This is a genomic window from Methylomonas sp. BW4-1, assembly GCF_052474385.1.
Genome location: NZ_CP184125.1, coordinates 1,253,307 through 1,271,877, shown reverse-complemented (window position 1 = coordinate 1,271,877; position 18,571 = coordinate 1,253,307). Strand labels below are relative to the sequence as shown.

General features: G+C 51.3%; 20 protein-coding genes. 6 read left to right on the top strand and 14 right to left on the bottom strand.

Features of this window, described 5'->3' with window-relative positions; translation table 11 throughout:
• Position 1: 1 nt before the first annotated feature.
• Positions 2–310, top strand: a complete 309-nt coding sequence (soxZ, locus tag ACH5Y9_RS05935; protein ID WP_445368908.1) for a thiosulfate oxidation carrier complex protein SoxZ — start codon at positions 2–4, stop codon at positions 308–310.
• Positions 311–318: 8 nt separating this feature from the next.
• On the opposite strand, the gene ACH5Y9_RS05930 is transcribed toward soxZ, so the two are convergent.
• Genes ACH5Y9_RS05930 through ACH5Y9_RS05915 form a run of 4 tightly spaced genes read right to left on the bottom strand, consistent with a single transcriptional unit; the run spans position 319 to position 3,844 of the window.
• Complete coding sequence (locus tag ACH5Y9_RS05930) at positions 319–1,257, bottom strand: beta-ribofuranosylaminobenzene 5'-phosphate synthase family protein (RefSeq protein ID WP_445368907.1); 939 nt, start codon at positions 1,255–1,257, stop codon at positions 319–321.
• A 55-nt stretch (positions 1,258–1,312) separates the two neighbouring features.
• Positions 1,313–1,990: an HAD family hydrolase gene (locus tag ACH5Y9_RS05925; RefSeq protein ID WP_445368906.1), complete on the bottom strand. Its 678-nt coding sequence runs from the start codon at positions 1,988–1,990 to the stop codon at positions 1,313–1,315.
• The gene (locus ACH5Y9_RS05920; protein WP_445368905.1) at positions 1,987–2,913 is read right to left on the bottom strand and encodes a hypothetical protein; all 927 of its coding nucleotides are present in this window, start codon (positions 2,911–2,913) and stop codon (positions 1,987–1,989) included. The genes ACH5Y9_RS05925 and ACH5Y9_RS05920 overlap by 4 nt, the downstream gene beginning before the upstream one ends.
• Before the next feature lie 4 nt (positions 2,914–2,917).
• Positions 2,918–3,844 (bottom strand): GGDEF domain-containing response regulator, encoded by a 927-nt coding sequence (locus ACH5Y9_RS05915; protein ID WP_205450444.1) that lies wholly within the window; start codon positions 3,842–3,844, stop codon positions 2,918–2,920.
• 158 nt (positions 3,845–4,002) lie between these two features.
• Here ACH5Y9_RS05915 and ACH5Y9_RS05910 point away from each other — a divergent pair, with 158 nt between their 5' ends.
• Positions 4,003–5,556, top strand: coding sequence for a Re/Si-specific NAD(P)(+) transhydrogenase subunit alpha (locus ACH5Y9_RS05910; RefSeq protein ID WP_445368904.1), 1,554 nt, complete (start codon positions 4,003–4,005; stop codon positions 5,554–5,556).
• A 10-nt stretch (positions 5,557–5,566) separates the two neighbouring features.
• Positions 5,567–6,955: a Re/Si-specific NAD(P)(+) transhydrogenase subunit beta gene (gene pntB, locus ACH5Y9_RS05905; RefSeq protein ID WP_445368903.1), complete on the top strand. Its 1,389-nt coding sequence runs from the start codon at positions 5,567–5,569 to the stop codon at positions 6,953–6,955.
• A gap of 85 nt (positions 6,956–7,040) precedes the next feature.
• On the opposite strand, the gene ACH5Y9_RS05900 is transcribed toward pntB, so the two are convergent.
• Positions 7,041–7,364 (bottom strand): PEP-CTERM sorting domain-containing protein, encoded by a 324-nt coding sequence (locus ACH5Y9_RS05900; RefSeq protein WP_445368902.1) that lies wholly within the window; start codon positions 7,362–7,364, stop codon positions 7,041–7,043.
• A 73-nt stretch (positions 7,365–7,437) separates the two neighbouring features.
• On the opposite strand from ACH5Y9_RS05900, the gene ACH5Y9_RS05895 reads away from it, so the two are divergent.
• Positions 7,438–8,187: an IS5 family transposase gene (locus ACH5Y9_RS05895; RefSeq protein WP_445366335.1), complete on the top strand. Its 750-nt coding sequence runs from the start codon at positions 7,438–7,440 to the stop codon at positions 8,185–8,187.
• Here ACH5Y9_RS05895 and ACH5Y9_RS05890 read toward each other — a convergent pair.
• Positions 8,168–8,518, bottom strand: coding sequence for a hypothetical protein (locus tag ACH5Y9_RS05890; protein WP_445368901.1), 351 nt, complete (start codon positions 8,516–8,518; stop codon positions 8,168–8,170). The genes ACH5Y9_RS05895 and ACH5Y9_RS05890 overlap by 20 nt on opposite strands.
• Positions 8,519–8,813: 295 nt before the next feature.
• Between ACH5Y9_RS05890 and ACH5Y9_RS05885 the strand changes: the two genes are divergently transcribed.
• Positions 8,814–8,999 (top strand): hypothetical protein, encoded by a 186-nt coding sequence (locus ACH5Y9_RS05885; protein WP_445368900.1) that lies wholly within the window; start codon positions 8,814–8,816, stop codon positions 8,997–8,999.
• Between the two features lie 9 nt (positions 9,000–9,008).
• The gene (locus ACH5Y9_RS05880) at positions 9,009–9,461 is read left to right on the top strand and encodes a hypothetical protein (RefSeq protein ID WP_445368899.1); all 453 of its coding nucleotides are present in this window, start codon (positions 9,009–9,011) and stop codon (positions 9,459–9,461) included.
• Positions 9,462–9,653: 192 nt separating this feature from the next.
• Here ACH5Y9_RS05880 and ACH5Y9_RS05875 read toward each other — a convergent pair whose 3' ends face one another.
• From ACH5Y9_RS05875 to ACH5Y9_RS05840, 8 genes are all read right to left on the bottom strand, one after another.
• Complete coding sequence (locus ACH5Y9_RS05875) at positions 9,654–11,306, bottom strand: ATP-binding protein (protein WP_445368898.1); 1,653 nt, start codon at positions 11,304–11,306, stop codon at positions 9,654–9,656.
• Positions 11,303–12,574: an HD-GYP domain-containing protein gene (locus tag ACH5Y9_RS05870; protein WP_171695724.1), complete on the bottom strand. Its 1,272-nt coding sequence runs from the start codon at positions 12,572–12,574 to the stop codon at positions 11,303–11,305. Before ACH5Y9_RS05870 ends, ACH5Y9_RS05875 begins: the two co-directional genes overlap by 4 nt.
• A gap of 359 nt (positions 12,575–12,933) precedes the next feature.
• Positions 12,934–13,461 carry a hypothetical protein gene (locus ACH5Y9_RS05865; protein ID WP_240617966.1) on the bottom strand — a complete coding sequence of 176 codons (528 nt, stop codon included), beginning with the start codon at positions 13,459–13,461 and terminating at the stop codon, positions 12,934–12,936.
• 185 nt (positions 13,462–13,646) lie between these two features.
• Positions 13,647–14,381, bottom strand: coding sequence for a hypothetical protein (locus ACH5Y9_RS05860; RefSeq protein WP_171695725.1), 735 nt, complete (start codon positions 14,379–14,381; stop codon positions 13,647–13,649).
• The gene (locus ACH5Y9_RS05855) at positions 14,368–15,432 is read right to left on the bottom strand and encodes a hypothetical protein (protein ID WP_445368897.1); all 1,065 of its coding nucleotides are present in this window, start codon (positions 15,430–15,432) and stop codon (positions 14,368–14,370) included. The genes ACH5Y9_RS05860 and ACH5Y9_RS05855 overlap by 14 nt, the downstream gene beginning before the upstream one ends.
• A complete protein-coding gene (locus ACH5Y9_RS05850; RefSeq protein WP_445368896.1) occupies positions 15,425–16,678 on the bottom strand; it encodes a hypothetical protein in 1,254 nt (417 codons plus the stop codon). The genes ACH5Y9_RS05855 and ACH5Y9_RS05850 overlap by 8 nt, the downstream gene beginning before the upstream one ends.
• 315 nt (positions 16,679–16,993) lie before the next feature.
• Positions 16,994–17,131, bottom strand: coding sequence for a hypothetical protein (locus ACH5Y9_RS05845; RefSeq protein WP_445368895.1), 138 nt, complete (start codon positions 17,129–17,131; stop codon positions 16,994–16,996).
• Between the two features lie 13 nt (positions 17,132–17,144).
• The gene (locus tag ACH5Y9_RS05840) at positions 17,145–18,551 is read right to left on the bottom strand and encodes a DegQ family serine endoprotease (protein ID WP_171695728.1); all 1,407 of its coding nucleotides are present in this window, start codon (positions 18,549–18,551) and stop codon (positions 17,145–17,147) included.
• Positions 18,552–18,571: the final 20 nt, after the last annotated feature.

Here is an 18,571-nt window from a genome sequence, read left to right as displayed (position 1 = left end):
TATGGCTAACAGTATTAAAATCAGAAGCCAACGGCGTGACGGCTACACGGAAGTTAAATTGCTGATCACGCATCCGATGGAAAATGGCCGTAACCGCGATGCTAACGGTGAATTAGTTCCAGCGCATTTTATCGAGCAATTGCTGGTTAAATTAAACGGTAAACTTATTCTAACCACCAATATGGCCGGCAGCATCTCCAAGAATCCGTTTTTTACATTTAGATTAATAGCAAATAGCGGAGATAGGTTCAACGCCGAATGGACTGACAATAGACAAAACAAAGATCACGCGGAGCACACGCTCGACTAAAGCACGCGCTAATTGACTATAATTTCCGCTGTCTGATTTCGGGCGCTAGCCACCAGAAAACTCAACGGCGATGCAGCAAATTGCCGTTCCAACTGCGCCAACAAATCTGCCGCGCGTTGCGGATCGGCAACCGCGCAAAATCCGGTCGGACCCCACGACGTTTGACCTATCGCCACCGCGCCGTGCTCAGCCAGACTAGCCATCGCTGCCGCAACATCCGGACTGGTAAACACCCCACCCTGCACCGGCGCGAAGTGTTCGCCCACCGCCTGCTGCAGCGCAGTAATCACTTCGCCGAATTTATTAAGATTACGTTCAGCCAACGCCGGCAAGCCCTGCATCAATAGCAAATAACACAAGCGCTCGGCCTGAACTTGCGGAAACGGCGGTAATTGCTGAAAAGCATTGACCTCCTGTTCGCCATGCAAACCTTGGCCGCGTTGATCAAACACCAAAATAAAGCGCCAGTCTTCCGGCACCGCCATTTGCGCGATCATGGGCGGGGTTTTGGTGTCCGGTCCGCGACCGCCATCCACCACCAAACCGCCTGTTTCGAAGATACCGATACCAATACCTGAACGCGCGCCGCGATCAGAAAGTTGCGCTATTTCCCGCACCGACAGATCCAAACCGTAAAAAGCATTCAACGCCGCACCAACAGCCAGAGCCATTTGCGTACCCGATCCTAAGCCAATGTGTTCAGGAATGGCATGAGCTATAGTGATATTAAGTGCATCGGAAACGCCCAGCAGCTGAGAAAATTGCCGGGTACATTTCAGCGCGCGCTCGGCGGACGGACCGCTGACTTGCAGGGTATCCGCGGCAGTTATGGTGAGCTGGGTATTGATTTCGTTCAGCGCCAAACCGATGCTACCGAAATGCCGCCCCAAAGCCCCGCTCAAATCGATAAAGCCCATATGCAAGCGAGCCGGTGCTATGACCGTCACTGATTGGTACCGCGCTTTCACCACCTGGATTCCGTCAAATACTAAGGAGCCGGCATTATAGCGGATGATGTTGACGGGCCGAGATAAAATCGGCCACTTGGTGTAGATCGGCCATGAGAAAATCGGCGTGTTCGGCAGCCCAGGCATCCGGCGGATGTAATGACGGCACGAAAACGCAAGACGCGCCAGCGGCCAGAGCAGCACTGACGCCTGTCGGCGAATCTTCCAGCACCAAACAGTCCTCAACCGGTTGAGCCAGTTCTGCGGCAGCGCGCAAAAAAATATCCGGGGCCGGCTTTGCCGCGGCGACCATATCGCCGGCAACGATATAAGAAAAAACATCCATCAATCCGGCCCAGGCCAGGCATTGTTGCGCCGCCGCCAGCGCGCTATTAGTGGCCAGACAGAACGGCAAACGGTACTGAACCAATACCTCCAAGACGGCGAAAAACCCCGGTTTTACGGCGATACCGTGTTGCTGCACATGCGCTAGCCAATAATCGCTACTTGATTGCTGAAACTTGTCCAGATTGAAACCAGGCCCACACTGCACCTGCAAACGCTGAGTCACTATTTTTCCGGAGCAACCAGACAAACTATCCCAAAATTCGGCCGGCATCGCAAAGCCAAGCTCATCGGCGGCGGCCCGCCAAGCTTGAACATAAGTCGGTTCGCTATCCAAAACCAGACCGTCCATATCAAAAATGACCGCCCGCCAGCAGCGATCTGTCACCGGATGACCCTGATAAACTCGCCGATGGCTTCCCGATTCGAACCGACTACTACGCGCCGCAAACCATCTTGATCAACTTCCAATTGTCCGGCCACACGAATCCATTCGCCGGTTTGCGCCTGGCCGTTGTATGTGGCGGTAAAACACACCACGCTATCAACTTGGGGATGCTTGATGGCAAACCGAGCGGGATAATCGAAACTGAATTGGTCTTCAGTCACTTCGGCTTCGATAGTGATAAAACCCAGTTTCCGATAGCTTCTGTCTTGTGCTTCCGGATCGGCAACCACCAGCGACAAATCGAATTTGCGCTCATTGATCATGCCCTTGTTGTACTTGCGCTGCTCATGCCAGACATATTCGTCAAAGGCAAAATCGCAGGCTCGCCGCTGATAAGCCTCCAACCAATCTTCATCGTTTAATGCCTGGCAACGATCTTCGGCAATCAAGGCTTGGACGATATTGCGCGCACGGTGAAACTCGCCACGCTCGTAGCACACCAGATCAATATCGGAACTGTGTTTTTGCATACTCACCAGCAGCGAGCCGGTCACGCCGAAACGGCTAAGTACCAAGCCATTGTCCCGCAACAAACCGCATAGTTTGTGCAAATCGGCCAATACCGGGTCACCGGGCTCGTCAGCCAACAAACTTTGCAATATTTTTTGAGGCTGATAATGCCGAACAATAGCCGCGCTGGGCACGGCATGTAAATGTGCATCGAGCAGCACTGAATAATGCAGATACTGCGGGCAATATTGCTCAAGATATTGGTTCGCCACTGCGGTGTCGACCTTGCGCCAAACGCCCTCCAGGCAGAGGTAACGCAGAAAACATAGGACCTTCCCATTTTCCTGGCCCTGCACAACGACCGCGAAAATCAATCCTTCCGCGGTTTCTATAAAATCTTTGGCTCGATACACGGTTTTAATTGAACTCCACCCGGTTACGGCCGCTTTGCTTGGCCTTGTACAAAGCGGCGTCTGCCGCCTCCAGCATCTCCAGCGCGGTTCTATATTGGCCAACATAGGTTGCCACGCCCAAACTCAGGCTAACACACTGAGTCTCGGTGTCGCCGTAAACGATGTTTTTTTCAAAAACTTGCCGGCGAATATTTTCAGCAAGCTTAAGGGCATCTTGCAAAGCCGTATCGGGCAGGATCGCCACGAACTCCTCGCCACCGTAGCGACAAATGAGATCACTGCTACGCTCCAATTGCTCCGTGAGAACTTTCGCCACCGCAATCAAACAGCCATCGCCTTGCGGGTGCCCTAAGGTGTCGTTATATTTCTTAAAGTGATCGATATCGCAAATAATCAAAGACAACGGCGCTTTATTGCGGCGAGACAGCGCAAACTGCATGGCAAGATTGCTATCGAAATGGCGGCGATTGCCCAAGCCGGTTAATTGATCGCGCAATGATAAACGCTCCAATTCCCGATTGGCGGCCTGCAATTCCCGCTGAGTGGTTTGCAGCTTTTGCCGCATCACATAAATCCGCTCCATCGCGATCACTGTCAATCGCAAACGGGTAGGATTCAGCGGCTTAGGCAGATAGGCGTCGCCGCCGGCCAAAATCCCGTTAACGAACGACTCATCATCGTCGTGCATCGTAAAAAAAATGATGGGAAACCAATCGGCCTTTTTTAACTCGCGGATGGCTTTCGTGGCCTCGAAACCGCTCAGCAAGGGCATTTCCACATCCATCAAAATTAAATCCACGTCTTGGTCGGCGACATATTGCAAGGCTTCGGAACCGTTTTCCGCATAGGACACCGCATGCCCCATTTCTTTCAGGCATTCCGCAACCAGCTGCCTGATCACTTTACTATCATCGACCACCAATATTTTCATTGTTCTTTTAGTTGGCTTAAGCAGACTCTAGGATTCTAGCGTAATTAATTGAACTCACAGAAAACAATTGATAAAACCGAGTCAATCCCCTATCCTCGCCCGCTGGCTTTTAAGCCTACCAACAATCCGTTATTCCCCTCCAAACCTTAGGAGAAACCATGAAGATCGGTGTTCCAAAAGAAGTTCACGACGGCGAAAAGCGCGTCGCTACCACGCCCGAGGCCGCTGAAAAAATCATCAAACTAGGTTTTGAAGTACTGGTGGAAAGCGGCGCCGGCGACAATGCCAATATTTCCGATGACGCTTATCGTGCGGCCGGCGTGCAAGTGGTCGCCACAGCGCAGGAATTATGGCAACACAGCGATATTGTCATGAAAGTCCGCGCTCCCGAATTTCATCCGCAACTGGCTATCGACGAAGCCGACTTGCTGCGCGAAGGCCAGCAATTGATCAGCTTTATCTGGCCGGCGCAAAACGAAGCACTAATGCAAAAATTGGCCGCCAAAAAAGTCTCTGTGTTGGCCATGGACAGCGTGCCGCGTATGTCCCGCGCCCAAAAAATGGACGCCCTGAGTTCCATGGCCAATATCGCCGGTTATCGGGCCATCGTGGAAGCCGCGCAACATTTTGGCAGGTTCTTCACCGGTCAAATTACCGCTGCCGGAAAAATCCCGCCCGCCAAAGTGTTAGTGATCGGTGCCGGCGTCGCCGGTCTGGCTGCCATCGGCGCCGCAAAAGGCATGGGCGCCATCGTCCGCGCTTTCGACACCCGCCCGGAAGTGAAAGAACAAATTGAAAGTATGGACGCCGAGTTTCTGATGCTGGATTTTCAGGAAGACGGCTCCGGCACCGGCGGTTACGCCAAAACCATGTCCAAAGAATTCATCGAAGCCGAGATGGCTTTGTTTGCCCAGCAAGCCAAGGAAGTGGACATCATCGTCACCACCGCCTTGATCCCCGGCAAACCCGCCCCCGAGCTGATTACCGCCGAAATGGTGGCGTCTATGAAACCCGGCAGCGTCATCGTGGATTTGGCTGCCGAACAAGGCGGTAACTGCGCCTTGACCGAGAAAAACCAGGTGGTGGTAAAACACGACGTGACCATTATCGGTTACACCAATTTGCCCAGCCGCTTGGCTAATCAATCCAGCCAGCTTTACGCCACCAATCTGCGGCATCTGCTCACCGACCTTACCCCTGGCAAAGACGGCAACACTGTCATCAACATGGAAGACGAGGTCATACGCGGCGCGACAGTGATTAAGGAAGGCAATATCACCTGGCCTCCACCACCGCCCAAACTGTCCGCTGCCCCCAAACAAGCGGCAGCAACCGAAGCCGCCGCAGTGGAAACCAAATCTTTGGTACCTGAACCGATAAAGCAATGGTTGCCGATTGCCTTGGCTGCTCTGGTGTTCTTTGCGGTCGGCGCGACGGCACCTACGTCGTTTTTATCGCACTTCACGGTATTTGTACTGGCTTGTTTCGTCGGTTACCAAGTTATTTGGAATGTCTCACCGTCACTGCACACACCGTTAATGAGTGTGACCAACGCCATCAGCGGCATTATTGTCATCGGTGCACTGGTGCAGGTGTCGTCGTCTGACTCGATAATCGGTATTTTGTCGGCGGTGGCCATTCTGATCGCATCCATCAATATTGCCGGCGGCTTTCTCGTGACACGCCGCATGCTTGAAATGTTTAGAAAATAAGGAGAGCTACATGTCAAACGGTCTAGTTACGATGGCGTACATCGCGGCCTCGATTCTATTCATTCTCAGCCTCAGCGGTCTAAGTAAGCAGGACACGGCGCGACGCGGCAACTATTACGGGATGACCGGGATGGCGATTGCGATTGTCGCCACGGTATTCGGCGGCAGTGTGACCGCCTACGTGATACTGACGATTGCCTTGCTGATCGGTTGTTTCATCGGCACCAAGGCCGCCGCCAAAGTGGAAATGACGCAAATGCCGGAGCTGGTGGCATTGATGCACAGCTTGGTCGGTATGGCCGCAGTGCTGGTTGGTTACGCGAATGCGATGGATCACTCCAACAGTTTGGTCGGCGCCGAAAAAACCATCCACGAAGTGGAAACCTACATCGGTATATTTATTGGTGCGGTGACCTTTTCCGGTTCGGTGATCGCCTTCGGCAAGCTCTGCGGTCGCATCAGCGGCAAGCCGGTGTTGTTGCCGGCACGGCATTGGCTAAACCTGGCCATGCTGGTCGTTACCGTGATTTTGGGCGGCAGCTTTCTGAGCGCGGCAGAAAGCGGTGGCGGTATGCTGCCGCTGGCGATTATGACGGTGATTGCTTTGGTATTTGGCGTACACATGGTGATGGCCATCGGCGGCGCGGATATGCCGGTGGTGGTATCGATGCTCAACAGCTATTCCGGTTGGGCGGCTGCGGCTACCGGCTTCATGCTTAGCAATGACTTACTGATCGTCACCGGCGCCTTGGTCGGCTCCAGCGGTGCGATTTTGAGTTACATCATGTGCCGGGCGATGAATCGACACTTTCTCAGCGTGATTGCCGGCGGTTTCGGTAGCGCGGGTGGTGAAGCGGCAGAAGTGGTCGGTGAGGTACAACCCATTGAAGTGGAAGAAACAGCCCAATTATTGCTGGATGCCAAAGACATCGTGATCATTCCCGGCTATGGCATGGCCGTAGCGCAAGCACAGCACACGGTTAACGAAATCACCAAATTGCTGACCGGTCGCGGCAAAAAAGTCCGGTTTGCCATCCATCCAGTGGCTGGCCGCATGCCGGGGCATATGAACGTCTTGTTGGCTGAAGCGAAAGTGCCGTATGACATCGTGTTTGAAATGGATGAAATCAACGAAGACTTTCCACATGTGGATGTCTCCATCGTCATTGGCGCCAACGACATCGTCAACCCCTCTGCTTTGGACGACCCCAACAGCCCGATAGCCGGCATGCCGGTGCTGGAATGCTGGAAAGGTGCTGCCACTATCGTCTTGAAACGCTCGATGGCATCGGGTTACGCCGGCGTCGGCAACCCGCTGTTCGTGCATGACAACACGCGCATGCTGTTCGGCGACGCTAATGATAAATTGCAGGGCTTGTTGAAGGCTTTGCAGGGGTGACCTAGTAATATGCCCTGATCGGTGACCGCCAACGAAGTTAATTGGCGGCCACCTCAAACGGGGCAGCCGCAAAGGACGAAGAATATCAGGCCTGTTTACGTTTCAGGCCCAGGAAACCCAGTAATCCGGTACCCATAAACCAGATCGCACCAGGCACTGGTACAGCGGCTGGCGTAATTGAAGTGACCAAATAAACGGTACTATTATCACTGCCCCATGCTCCTGCGCCATTGGTATTGATACTGTTATAGTACCAGACCCATTGCGCGCTGGAATCGATACCGGAGTGGAAGCCCCAGGGCGATATTCCATTGGCACCCTCTGCGACAATCGGGGATGCCGGATTCGCCAGCGAATCTACATACATACTCCAACCGGTACCGCCAGTTGAAATAGGGGCTGTTGCCATTTTGAAACGATAGCCTTGAAATCGAACGGCTCTGCCTCATTGATTGATTTTTCAATCAGAAGACAAGTGAGCTATGCCGCGACAAATGTTTACGGATGCATACTGGAATAAATTCAAAGCCATCCTGTTAAGCCTGGGGATTTATGACAAGCCTTCGCTCAGGCAAACGGTAGAAGGGATTTTTTATCGCATGCGAGTCGGCTGCCCCTGGCGAGACCTGCCTGCCACGTTTGGTAAGTGGAATGCAGTCTACAAACGGTTTAATGCGTGGTCACTGCAAGAAAAACTGATGGGCATCTTTCGAGGCCTGGTTGTGGCACCGGATTTGGAATGGACCTTTATTGACGGCAGTATCGTGAAAGCGCATCAGCATAGTAGTGGTGCGGCTCATGAACAGGATGCCGCGATTGGGAAATCCGTTGCGGGTCACACCACGAAAATCCATATGGCCGTTGATGCCTGTGGGCTGCCTATTCATTTCTCGATCACCGGTGGTGAAGTCCATGACTGCAAAGAAGCGCCGGAATTAGTGGCTAAACTGCCTTTGGCTGACTACACGGTCGCTGACAAAGGCTATGACAGTGAACCTCTACGGATTCAAATTCGAGAGAAAGGGAGTGTCCCTATCATTCCTAGAAAACAAAATTCAATCGTCGGGAATGACGGAATGGATTGGTGCCTCTACCAATATCGCCACCTCGTTGAAAATGTCTTTGCGCGATTGAAACATTTCAGAGCCATCGCGACGCGATATGACAAATTGAAACGCAATTTTGAAGGCGTTGTCGCTTTGGCCTGCGCTTTTATTTGGTTACCCATGTAAAACGGCAACAGCCCCTAGTATTTGCGCCATTGCCGAATAAATAGTCGTTATTCGACAGCGTAAAAGTACCCAATGCTGCACCCGGGCCACCTTGATTGGTGACTTTTAAAATCAGATAGGAAACAGACGTGGTGCTTAGGTTGTCGACCGAAGAATACGTGATGCCCCAATCGTTGCCGCTTAGGATAGCAGGGCTACTAATCGAGGTTGCGCTGGAGCTGACGTACGCTTCAAAGGCATTATCGGCAGTAAAAACGCTGGTCAGTAAAGTAGATGCTTGCGCGCCTGATATTGAACCAGCCAGGATAAGAGCCGAAGTCAGTTTTTTCATTTTTCAGATACCTTTAAGTTATGTGAGTAGCGTAAGGTTATCACTTGGTGGTTATCGATCATATTGCCCAAAAGCATTATGACCACGCCTCCGCTAGTAATAAGCGCTATTAGCCTAAACCCTGACTAAATAGAGCAGAGGCTGGTTTTGCCACAAATTAAAAAATTGAAGTTAATTTATTTATTTTACCATCCATCTGGAACCTGATCATTACCACCCTCGTATTCATCCGGTTAGCCAAGCGTGCCCAAACTTTGCTGGATAAGCAAGGTTTGTCCCATGGCACGACACCAGTTTGCTGGTATTTACCTTGGCCTCGCTGCTATCCTGGGGATCAGGCGAAGCCGTCGACTGGACCGAAGCAAAAATCCAGGGCAAGCCACAAATCGGCTCTCGCTCAACGGAAGAAGAGATTGCTCAGCTGTTAGAGGTTTTCAACCAAATGCAAACGGCAACCCAAACTAAATCATCAAGCTATTGAAGAGACATTATGAAAAGACTGCTATTGGGATCAACGCTGGCCTTTTGTGCCCCCACCTATGCTGACAACTATTTATCGTTTAAAGCACCGAATAAAGCCGATGCGGAAACTTGGCTGAATGCCTTTACCGATGCTCAAGATATGACCCGAGACGGCATGGTGTTAAAAAGTAATTTAAAGCGAGAAGAACTCTCGGAATTGCTGAAATCGCTGCGGGCAAAAGCCGAAACCTTATTCGGTGATGTGGTATCGCCGTTCGGCGATTGCACCAAATCGGTCGAGTCGGTCAATTGGTACTGGCAAACACAACAATCGCTCATTACCGATCCAACGAATGATACCGATAGCAAGGCGGTTAGCTTGGTTACCCTGGCCTGGGAAGGCGGCGAATATTATGCGATAGCTCACGCATGGTCAGGGCTTTGCCGTAACGCTGACCCGAATTCTTCTAGCTTTAGTTAGGACTAGTTGAGACAAAAGCGATAAAGACCTGCCTTCCACGACCTTTAGCACCAAGGTCTGTTATTGCTCTGAAAGCGGCCTTGCTTCTGATCTATCACTTAAATCAGTCTGGTAGCATGGGCACCGCTATTTACCGGGGGGAATTGGCAAAAATATTTACACCCTCATAACGGCAAAATGCTGAAGCGCCTGTCAGCCAGCCCGCGGCAAACATACGCGAAAGCACGTACCCTTACCAAGTTCGCTTTTTACCTCTATCCGCCCATTGTGCTTTTTAACGATCCCATAGGATAAAGACAGACCCAGGCCTGTGCCCATGCCAACTGATTTGGTGGTAAAAAACGGATCGAAGATTTTTCCAAGCTGTTCGGGCTTGATGCCCTTGCCGGTGTCCTCCACCTCAACCCAAACATTTTGCTCGTCATACGCGGTGCGAAGCGTAATTCGGCCGTGATCCTCGATGGCTTGCACGGCGTTGATTAAAAGGTTCATAAACACTTGGTTGAGCTGGGACGCGATGCAATTAATCTCGGGGATTCCGCCGTATTCCTTGACGACGTCGGCCTTGTACTTGATCTCGTTCCACACCACGTTAAGCGTACTGTCGAGACCAGCCTCAAGATTCGCCGATTGCTGTTCCAGTTCGCCGACGTGAGAGAAATCCTTCAGATCCTTAACGATGCGCCGCACTCGCTGCAGGCCGTCGAGGGATTCCGCCAGAAGATCGCCAATATCTTCGCGTAGATAGCCGATATTGATTTCCTGCTTCAGATGCGTGATATTTTGCAAGGCCTCATTTACCAACGACCCTTCAATCCGTTCGTAAGCCGCCAGCAGTGCCAGCATGCCATCGACATACTCTTGCAAGGTGCTCAAATTGGAGTTGACGAAGCCAATGGGATTATTGATTTCGTGAGCCACACCGGCCGCGAGCTGACCAATCGAAGCCATTTTTTCGGATTGCAGCAGTTGCATCTGGGTTTCTTCAAGCTGCCTGATCAGTTCCTCTTGACGCGCCTTCTCGGCCAGCAATTGCGTATTCGCCATTTGCAGGGATTCAGTGCGCTTTCGCACCTGTTCTTCGAGCTCGTCTCGGGAATCGCGCAATGCTTCCTCGGCCCGTTTGCGTTCGGTAATATCGTTAAAGCCGAAGACGCGGCCGATGATGTGCTCGCCTAGATATTGCGGCCGGGATCTACATTCGAAAATCCGGCCATCATTGAGGCTCAGAATATCTTCGGTTTCGCTGTTGCCGACGAGCTCCTGTAGGCGCATACGAAATATTTCCGGCTCGGCAACCAGCCCAGCGATGAACTCGAGAATATCCGTTTCCTCCCCCTCCAGCAGCAACTCGTCGGAAATGCCCCACATGCTGCTGAACTGGCGATTCATGTTGGCGATCTTGCCATGCCAATCGATGACTAGAATGCCATTGCCTGTCGATTCCAACGTCGCCCGCAATTGAGACAATATCTGAGCCAGGGCATCCTCGGCCTTGTGCTCGTTCTGTACATCCCTGGCCTGCACCAGAATCAAAGGGCTTCCTTCGTGATCAATGACTTTGACGGATTTGGTCACCGTCAGCATCGAACCGTCGGCGCATTGGTAAAGTCCGTCCTGGGTCTCGATATCCTGGTATTGGCCGTTACGGACGTCCTCCCAATAAAACACGTCTTGCAATGAACTTTCGATGTTGGTGATCGGCATGGCCAGCAATTCGGCTTCCGAATAGCCCAGCATTTTCTCGACAATCTTGTTGGCAACGATGATCCGCAACTCACCGGGTTCAACCAACAACATCATATACCGGCTGTAATTAAGCATCAGATGTTCGAGGCTGATCATCCGGCTCGCTCCTGCCCAGGCGTATTCGGATCGAAATAGTAATTGACCCGTTTGCGCGGACTGAGATAGTTGTATATCTCCCTCGGGACCTGCGCCGGCCTGATCGCCTTTGCGATATTCGCATCCGCTTCGCACGCCATGTCCACCAGGATCGCTTCATCCCTGGGAATATCCGCATCGTAAATCAGCACCAGCGGTTTCATCGGCTTGGCCGTATTGACGGTGACGACCATGCCGATCACGCCATTGGAAAACTGCACGATGGTGCCGGGCGGATACACACCAAGACAATGGATGAAGACCTGAAGCAACTTCTGATCGAATTTGTTGCGCAACTTGGCGAACATGGTCGACAGCGCCTCGTGGGGCGTCAGCGCATCGTTAATATTCACCGGATTGCATAATTCATCGTAGTGGTTGGCAATGACAACAATCCGGGAAAGTAAACTGATAGCCTCACCCTTTAGTTTATTAGGGTAGCCAGTCCCATCGAACCATTCGTGGTGTTCGCGGATGATGGCCACCACGGCCGGCGCTAATCCCAGCCGCTGGCCAATATCCGCGCCGTACTGGCAATGCATTTCAAACAAATGCCGCTCAGCCTGATTGAGCGGCTCCTTTTTCATCAGAATTTTTGTCGGAATTTCCTTATGGCCAATATCGTGAAACAGCGCGCCTATACCCAGGCTGCCGACCAGTTCTTGGGGCAACTGGATGTCGCGCGCCATCATTAGGGAAAGCATGGTGACATTCAAAGAGTGGTAATACATTTCCTCTGCACCCGCTTTGCCGATCATGACATGTATAGCAAGTTCCGGTGCGCAAAGCAGCGAGTCGACAATTTGGTCCACCAATTGCCCAGCCTTGCGCACGGTTTCCGCCGGCATGGTAAACAGGCTTTTCTCAATGCCGTGTATCGTTTTAGCGGTATCGATAAAGGCATTTTCAATCCGCGCCGCCACCTCTCGCTGCTGCTGGATCCGCTCGACCAGCGCCAGTTTGGCTGCCAACGCCGGCGAAATATCCGGCTTGGCGGCAAGCTGTGGTTGCTCTACCTGCTGTGTTTTTTTAGGCAGCGGATTGACATCGCTGAGGGCCGGATCGTAACGAATCGATTTCAGCCCAAGACCCTGCAGGGTCTTGATCTGCGCCTCGTTTTTAATCTTGAAATGGCTGAACGAGAATGGGTGATCAAACCACTTGAGATCGAGGTGGATATACAACCCGACCCGAAGCTGATCCATGGTGATGTTGAGGTCATCTTGCATAGGGATTGGCAGTTCGATCAACTTTTGTCAGATGGAAAAATGTCGAATTCATACCGTCTCTACCCATACGCCGCCCCAGACCACTCCCGGTTTTGCGATCATCTTCATACGGAAGACGCTGCTTCAGTGAGTTTGACCGGAAGCGTAGGGGAAATAAGGAAAATAAGCAAACCAGGAGTCAAATCCAGTTGGACCCCATGCCAATCAAAAGCTTGGGAACTGAATAGCAAGTCATTCTCCTCATACCCCCTTAGCAATTGAGCCATGTGTTTCCCTTCTTCTGCATCCGGACGATGATCCATTAGAAGATAGCTAAGAGTGCCGGTGCTTGCGTTGGCAATTACCTGAAGGTGTTTAGCTTAGCGAGATCTTTTATCCCGTTCCAGTTCCAAATATTTATGCCGCAAATCGACATAATTGCCGCCTATCCATTGCCAAAATGTCGCCGCCGCTTCCGGATCAGTGCTGATTAACTTCACGGCTATCGCGCCGTTGCTGCTGATGTCGGTAATCTGTGCGTCAATATCAATGCTGGCTTTGGTTTTAACGACGCGCCTGTCGGTATCGACCCGAAAAGTCACCGGTTCGCCTACTTGAAACAGGATGTCGCGTTTTAAGCCGCCCAAAAACTTCAGGCTATACTCCGAAACCGATTGAAACGGCAACACGAACTCTGCATGCCAACGAAACGGCGGACACTGGATAGGCCCGGCGTTCTTGGGAAAGTGCACGGTATAGCCGTCATCGACTTTGGCTTTAACCACCCCCCGGGTATAAATTTCGTGGCAATTGGTCAGTACCGCATCGCCCGGCTCCAGACCGTATTTTGCAGCGTGTGCAGTCAGGCTGTTGAAAGCCAAGACAAATCCCAAAACGATTGTTTTCATGCTGCTCTCCTGATAATTATTGTTTACTTTCATCCCTAAACTTTCGGCTCGGCCAACCGGATACTGGAGATCAAATTCGTTCCCCAGCTTGGCGGTTGTACCCTCAGTCTGTATCCGCCACCAAGCGTTGTCAATATGTTGCCTACAATGCAGTTCAGCAGCAGGCGGATAACCCAATCCCATCTTTATCGCGGCTGCGGTGTGCTGGGTTGATATGGACCCAGCAGACTACGTACCAAGGTATTGGTTTCGTCTATATCCACAGTGATCATATGCCCGGTGTTAGTGCCTAGATAGGGCTGCATTGCTGCTGCCATATACGGGAACACCAGACGTAAGTCGTTACTGGAACCGTTACTTTGTACGCTGGTTTTCCATAACTGTTTGCGTTGCTGCTGTTGCAAATAGGCTTCTTTATCACAGGCTTCCAACACCAGATAGCGCCGGAACGTCGTGTAGGATTCGGTGCGTTGCGAATAGCCGCCGTAACCCCAACCAAAACCGGGATAATAGCCATTGTAAAATCGGGACATGCGGTACGGATAGTAATAACCCATGTCGTTCCACAATGGTACTTCGTAGCTATACTGGTGGACTTCGGGCGCACCGACGCCGTAACTTAAGAACATCACCAAATTGCTGTCTTGCAAACTACCGGCCTTGCTGTAGCCGCGATTGGCCAGGACTTTTTCGATATAGGTTTTAAACTCGATAAACTGCAAATCCTGTTCGTTTGCACCGGCATTGCCCGGCAATACTACGAATCGCATATTGCTTTGCGGAGCGCTAACGGCGACTAGCGAATCGATTTCCGTGCGGAATTGCAGCGGACGCGGTGTAGTGCTACAAGCCGCCAATAATGCAGTCATTAACAAAATCAACACCCGATAACTTACACCTATCAATTTATTGCTGCGCATAGTCACTCCCTGTTTCATTCGTTGAACTGTTCTCTTGCCATAAGCTTTGCGTGCGTTGCTGCAAGCGAATATCGGCAAGTACCTTTTTATCGTGCAATTCCGCCTGGTGGGTCAATTGTTCCGAGAGCTGCTGACTTTCCGCAAGCCTTTGCCTGGCCTGCTGGGTTTCCTGGGCCAGCAACTCCGCTTCCAGACGCATCGCCTTTAACTCGTTTTCGTGGCTTAGCTGTTCGGCATACAAACGCTTCTCAAGTTCCAGTTGCTGTCTAAGCTGCTCTTGTTTGTCTTCCAGCAAGCGCCGCTGTTTTTCGGCCTCCTGAGCCTGCATCTGCAATTCCAACTCGGATACGCGGCGCAAATGCTCCAGTTGCAGGCGTTTTTCGTGTATTTCTTCTTCCTCCAGCAACCGCTGCTGCCGGGAGAGTTCGCGGGTGCGTTCTTCATTCAACTCAAAAGTCTTTTTCAACACGTTCAGATAAACGCTGTCGCGGCCCAACTGCACATTCGGAAATTCGTTAAAGCTGGCGGTAAGGCTACATAGGGCTTGCGATTGAATGTGCTGCTGCATTAATACTTGGTTAATAGCCAGCGCAATGCGTTTCTCGGTGTCAATTAGACCGGTTTGAATCCAGTTGCCATCAGCCAGCGTTTGCAACTCAAGATTGACCACATCATCAATAATATCGGCATACAACTGCTTGATGTGTTGGTTAATCGTTGGCAGCATTTCGCTGTTTTTCAGCACATAAGCCAGGGTGGCCTGAAAGCGCAAATCCAGCGCCAAGTCCACAGTGCAAAAATCGTCGAACATACTCAGCTGCCGCCGGTATTGCCAGCTTTCTATCGTCAGTGGGTGTATATGATGATAGAAGCGTTTGACGAACTTTTTTGGCCGTAAAAAGAGTTTTTTATACGGCCCGAGTTTTAGCTGCACCACTTGCCGGTCGGCGTCGAAACCAGCGATCCATTGCTCCGCCGCATCGGCAAGCGACTCTTCGAATAAATCGCCGCCGGCCAGCCAGACTTCCAATTCGGTGCCGGCGCTATTCATGGCTAACCACACCGGCGGCAGCGGCTTTTTGTTTAAGCGTGGCGATTTTGTCGGACATTTTTTCGGCAATCAGCGGGTAAAGATTCGGCGCAAACTCCACGGTTCTATCGTCTACTTTACGCAAGAAACCGCGGCTGAGCAGCAAGCCGACCACGAACATTCGCGACCAATCCGAGTAACGGCGGGCTTTTTCCAAGTCGGATTTTTCGATGACCATTTCCAGTTCATCGTTCTCGTTGATCCGAAACTCGGTGAATTGTCGCAGGCATTCAAACACCAGTTCTTCTTCCTGGATCGTCAACGGTCCCGGTGCTGTAAATTCCAAGCGATACGACAGTAACACGGTGAAAAAATCCACCATCGCCGCGCAGGCAAATGCAAACCAGGAAAACCCGCGCCACATCGCAAACGAGGGTTTAACTTCCTCAACAAACTGTTTATAGGTCATCAGCAAGGGTGCATCGGGTAAAGACATACCCATGCTGCTGGCAAGTTGGTTCACCCCAAGCTGTATATCCTGATAATTTTTTAAGAATTGTGTATAGGTGGCTTCCTTGTCGTTAGTCACATCCAATTGGTTCAGATTGCTTTGCAACAGTCGGATATTGCTGTCCAAGGTCTGAAACGCTTGTTCCTGCTGTTGCAAGGCCTGCTTCTTTTCTTGGTAAATTTGGTTGTAATGGCGCCAGAACGGCCCCTCGCCTACCTGATTTTTATAGCCGGGGCCGATTTCATTATGCGTGCCGAAATAGGCTTGGCGTGCATCCAGCGAGGCTTTTTCCAGATCCTGTTTTTGTTGGTGCAGCATCTGGCTTTTAACTTGCAGAATACTGTCCAGATAATTTTTGGTCTGCTGTCTTAACTCGTTCAGCCTATTAATATGCAGCGTTTCCTGCTCGGATATTTCGTAAAACTTGAAATAGGAAAAAGTCACTGAAGCCGCAATCGCCACCGCCAAAGACGCCACCACGGTAAAGTAGCGCATCCTGTTGGCCTTCCAATGAATGCCGGCCATTTCCAAAGAACAGATAACGATGATGGATTGAATGGCGACGGTAATCACCAACGCAATCCAGGGCGTGATGAAATGCGATAAACCGTAATAGGTCGTAAAGCCGGAGGACAGGCTGAGCATTAGGACGATGGGTATCGTCCAGATACGCAACATGCTGACGAACAGGGTCTGAATGCGGTTAATAAAATAACCGAGTCCGGTAGAACGGATTTTGATGCTGGGATTTGTCATTATTATTTTTTTGCTCCAGCAGAATGCGGGATAAAACGGCGTCAGCTCATACTTAAAAGCGCTCGCCGGTGTCATGAACAATGGTCACCACGGCTTTCTCCACGCCCATCAGTGCCGTGCTCGCGCCGTCCGAGATGACCGGAGTTTCGGCTAGCTCCACCGCCAAATCAAAATCCGAAGCTTACGGTTTTTGATCATGTCGGCAACCCTGGACATAGCGCCCAGGACTGCCTGACGATTTGCTGGGCCTTGACAAAAGGCCCTATTTAGCAAGCGCCCCGCTTTCTCCGCGACTTGAATCATAGCCACACCGATTCAGTCCATAACCGAGCTGCTGGGGTTTTGCGATGCCAACTTTGCCAGCACAGTCGCGGAGTTTTCCAACACGACTTTATGTAATTTCACTACCGGGGTATTGCCGATCAAGTGCATTACATCGCTGGCAACAGGCATTGAGTTACCCCTATTATTTCTCGATTTTAAACGCTAAAAACACCGGGCTGCCATTACGTTGTACCAAAAGTGCTATCGATTTTTCAACCGGTAATTTCGCGACGATAGAGTTAAACTCGGCGGCATCACGCACCACATTGTTTTGAATGCGCAAAATAATATCTCCTGGCTGAATGCCGGCGTCCATTGCTATGCCTTTGTTAACTTTTTGTACTATTACGCCGTTTTTCTCAACCTGCGATTGCTGGCGTTGCTCGGTGGTTAAATCGGCAACAGCTAATCCCAGCCGATTCACAGCGACTTCAGGCGCAGCGGCGGGCGCGTTTGCCAAAGAGGACGGTTGCGCAGGCAACAAGCCAATTTTCACGCTGAGATCCTGCTTATCACCCTGGCGAATAATTTTAACCTTGGCTTTTTCGTCGATAGGCGTCATACCCACTCTAGGCGGCAATTCACCGGACGTTTCGATGACTTGGCCGTTAAACTCAACAATAATGTCGCCAATTTGAATCCCGGCTTTTTCGGCGGGTCCGCCGGGTATCACTTTTGAGACCAAGGCACCGTGCGGCCGGTCCATACCAAACGACTCCGCCAACTGCCGGGTTACATCCTGGATTTGTACACCCAACCAGCCCCGCGAGACTTTACCTTTACTTTTAATTTGGTCGACTACGTTCATCGCCACATCGATAGGTATGGCAAACGATAAGCCCATATAGCCGCCGGAACGGCTGTAGATTTGCGAGTTAATTCCGACCACCTTGCCTTGCATATTGAATAAGGGGCCGCCTGAATTGCCCGGATTGATGGCGACGTCGGTTTGGATGAACGGCACATAGTTACCGTCCGGCAGACTGCGCCCTTTAGCACTGACGATACCGGCGGTGACCGATTGGTCGAAACCGAACGGCGTACCGATAGCCAGCACCCACTCGCCCACTTGCAATTGCTCCGGCGAACCGACTTCCACTACCGGCAGGTCCTTAGCTTCTACTTTTAATAGGGCCACATCGGTGCTTTCGTCGGAGCCGATCAATTTGGCAATCAACTCCCGGCGATCTTTCAATTTAACAACAATCTCGGAGGCATTGTTCACCACATGGTGGTTGGTCAAGACGTATCCGTCCTTGGAAATCACAAACCCTGAGCCCAAGGAGTTGGTTTCTCGTGGTGAATTACCTCCACGCCCAGGCCCCTGGAAAAACCGCCGAAAAAACTCTTCCATTTCCGGCGGCATATCCTCAGGCATTTGCTGCTGATCGACGCCCGCTTGCGGATCTGCAGCCTTTTGGGTCGTGCTGATATTGACCACCGCATCCCCATTGGTTTTAACCATTTCGGTAAAATCGGGCAATTGCGCATAGCTTGCATCAATCGCCGTTAAAAATATCAAAACTCCATAAAACAGCTTATTAAGCATGTAATCTCCACTCATACATT

What these genes read in the sequence shown, in the direction of transcription:
- ACH5Y9_RS05895 (WP_445366335.1), top strand. Translation starts at nt 7,438, where the DNA reads ATGCCGCGACAAATGTTTACGGATGCATACTGGAATAAATTCAAAGCC.
- ACH5Y9_RS05870 (WP_171695724.1), bottom strand. Translation starts at nt 12,574, where the DNA reads ATGCAAGATGACCTCAACATCACCATGGATCAGCTTCGGGTCGGGTTG.
- ACH5Y9_RS05840 (WP_171695728.1), bottom strand. Translation starts at nt 18,551, where the DNA reads ATGCTTAATAAGCTGTTTTATGGAGTTTTGATATTTTTAACGGCGATT.
- ACH5Y9_RS05880 (WP_445368899.1), top strand. Translation starts at nt 9,009, where the DNA reads ATGAAAAGACTGCTATTGGGATCAACGCTGGCCTTTTGTGCCCCCACC.
- ACH5Y9_RS05910 (WP_445368904.1), top strand. Translation starts at nt 4,003, where the DNA reads ATGAAGATCGGTGTTCCAAAAGAAGTTCACGACGGCGAAAAGCGCGTC.
- ACH5Y9_RS05890 (WP_445368901.1), bottom strand. Translation starts at nt 8,518, where the DNA reads ATGAAAAAACTGACTTCGGCTCTTATCCTGGCTGGTTCAATATCAGGC.
- ACH5Y9_RS05875 (WP_445368898.1), bottom strand. Translation starts at nt 11,306, where the DNA reads ATGATCAGCCTCGAACATCTGATGCTTAATTACAGCCGGTATATGATG.
- soxZ (WP_445368908.1), top strand. Translation starts at nt 2, where the DNA reads ATGGCTAACAGTATTAAAATCAGAAGCCAACGGCGTGACGGCTACACG.
- ACH5Y9_RS05860 (WP_171695725.1), bottom strand. Translation starts at nt 14,381, where the DNA reads ATGCGCAGCAATAAATTGATAGGTGTAAGTTATCGGGTGTTGATTTTG.
- pntB (WP_445368903.1), top strand. Translation starts at nt 5,567, where the DNA reads ATGTCAAACGGTCTAGTTACGATGGCGTACATCGCGGCCTCGATTCTA.
- ACH5Y9_RS05900 (WP_445368902.1), bottom strand. Translation starts at nt 7,364, where the DNA reads ATGGCAACAGCCCCTATTTCAACTGGCGGTACCGGTTGGAGTATGTAT.
- ACH5Y9_RS05855 (WP_445368897.1), bottom strand. Translation starts at nt 15,432, where the DNA reads ATGAATAGCGCCGGCACCGAATTGGAAGTCTGGCTGGCCGGCGGCGAT.
- ACH5Y9_RS05915 (WP_205450444.1), bottom strand. Translation starts at nt 3,844, where the DNA reads ATGAAAATATTGGTGGTCGATGATAGTAAAGTGATCAGGCAGCTGGTT.
- ACH5Y9_RS05845 (WP_445368895.1), bottom strand. Translation starts at nt 17,131, where the DNA reads ATGCCTGTTGCCAGCGATGTAATGCACTTGATCGGCAATACCCCGGTA.
- ACH5Y9_RS05850 (WP_445368896.1), bottom strand. Translation starts at nt 16,678, where the DNA reads ATGACAAATCCCAGCATCAAAATCCGTTCTACCGGACTCGGTTATTTT.
- ACH5Y9_RS05865 (WP_240617966.1), bottom strand. Translation starts at nt 13,461, where the DNA reads ATGAAAACAATCGTTTTGGGATTTGTCTTGGCTTTCAACAGCCTGACT.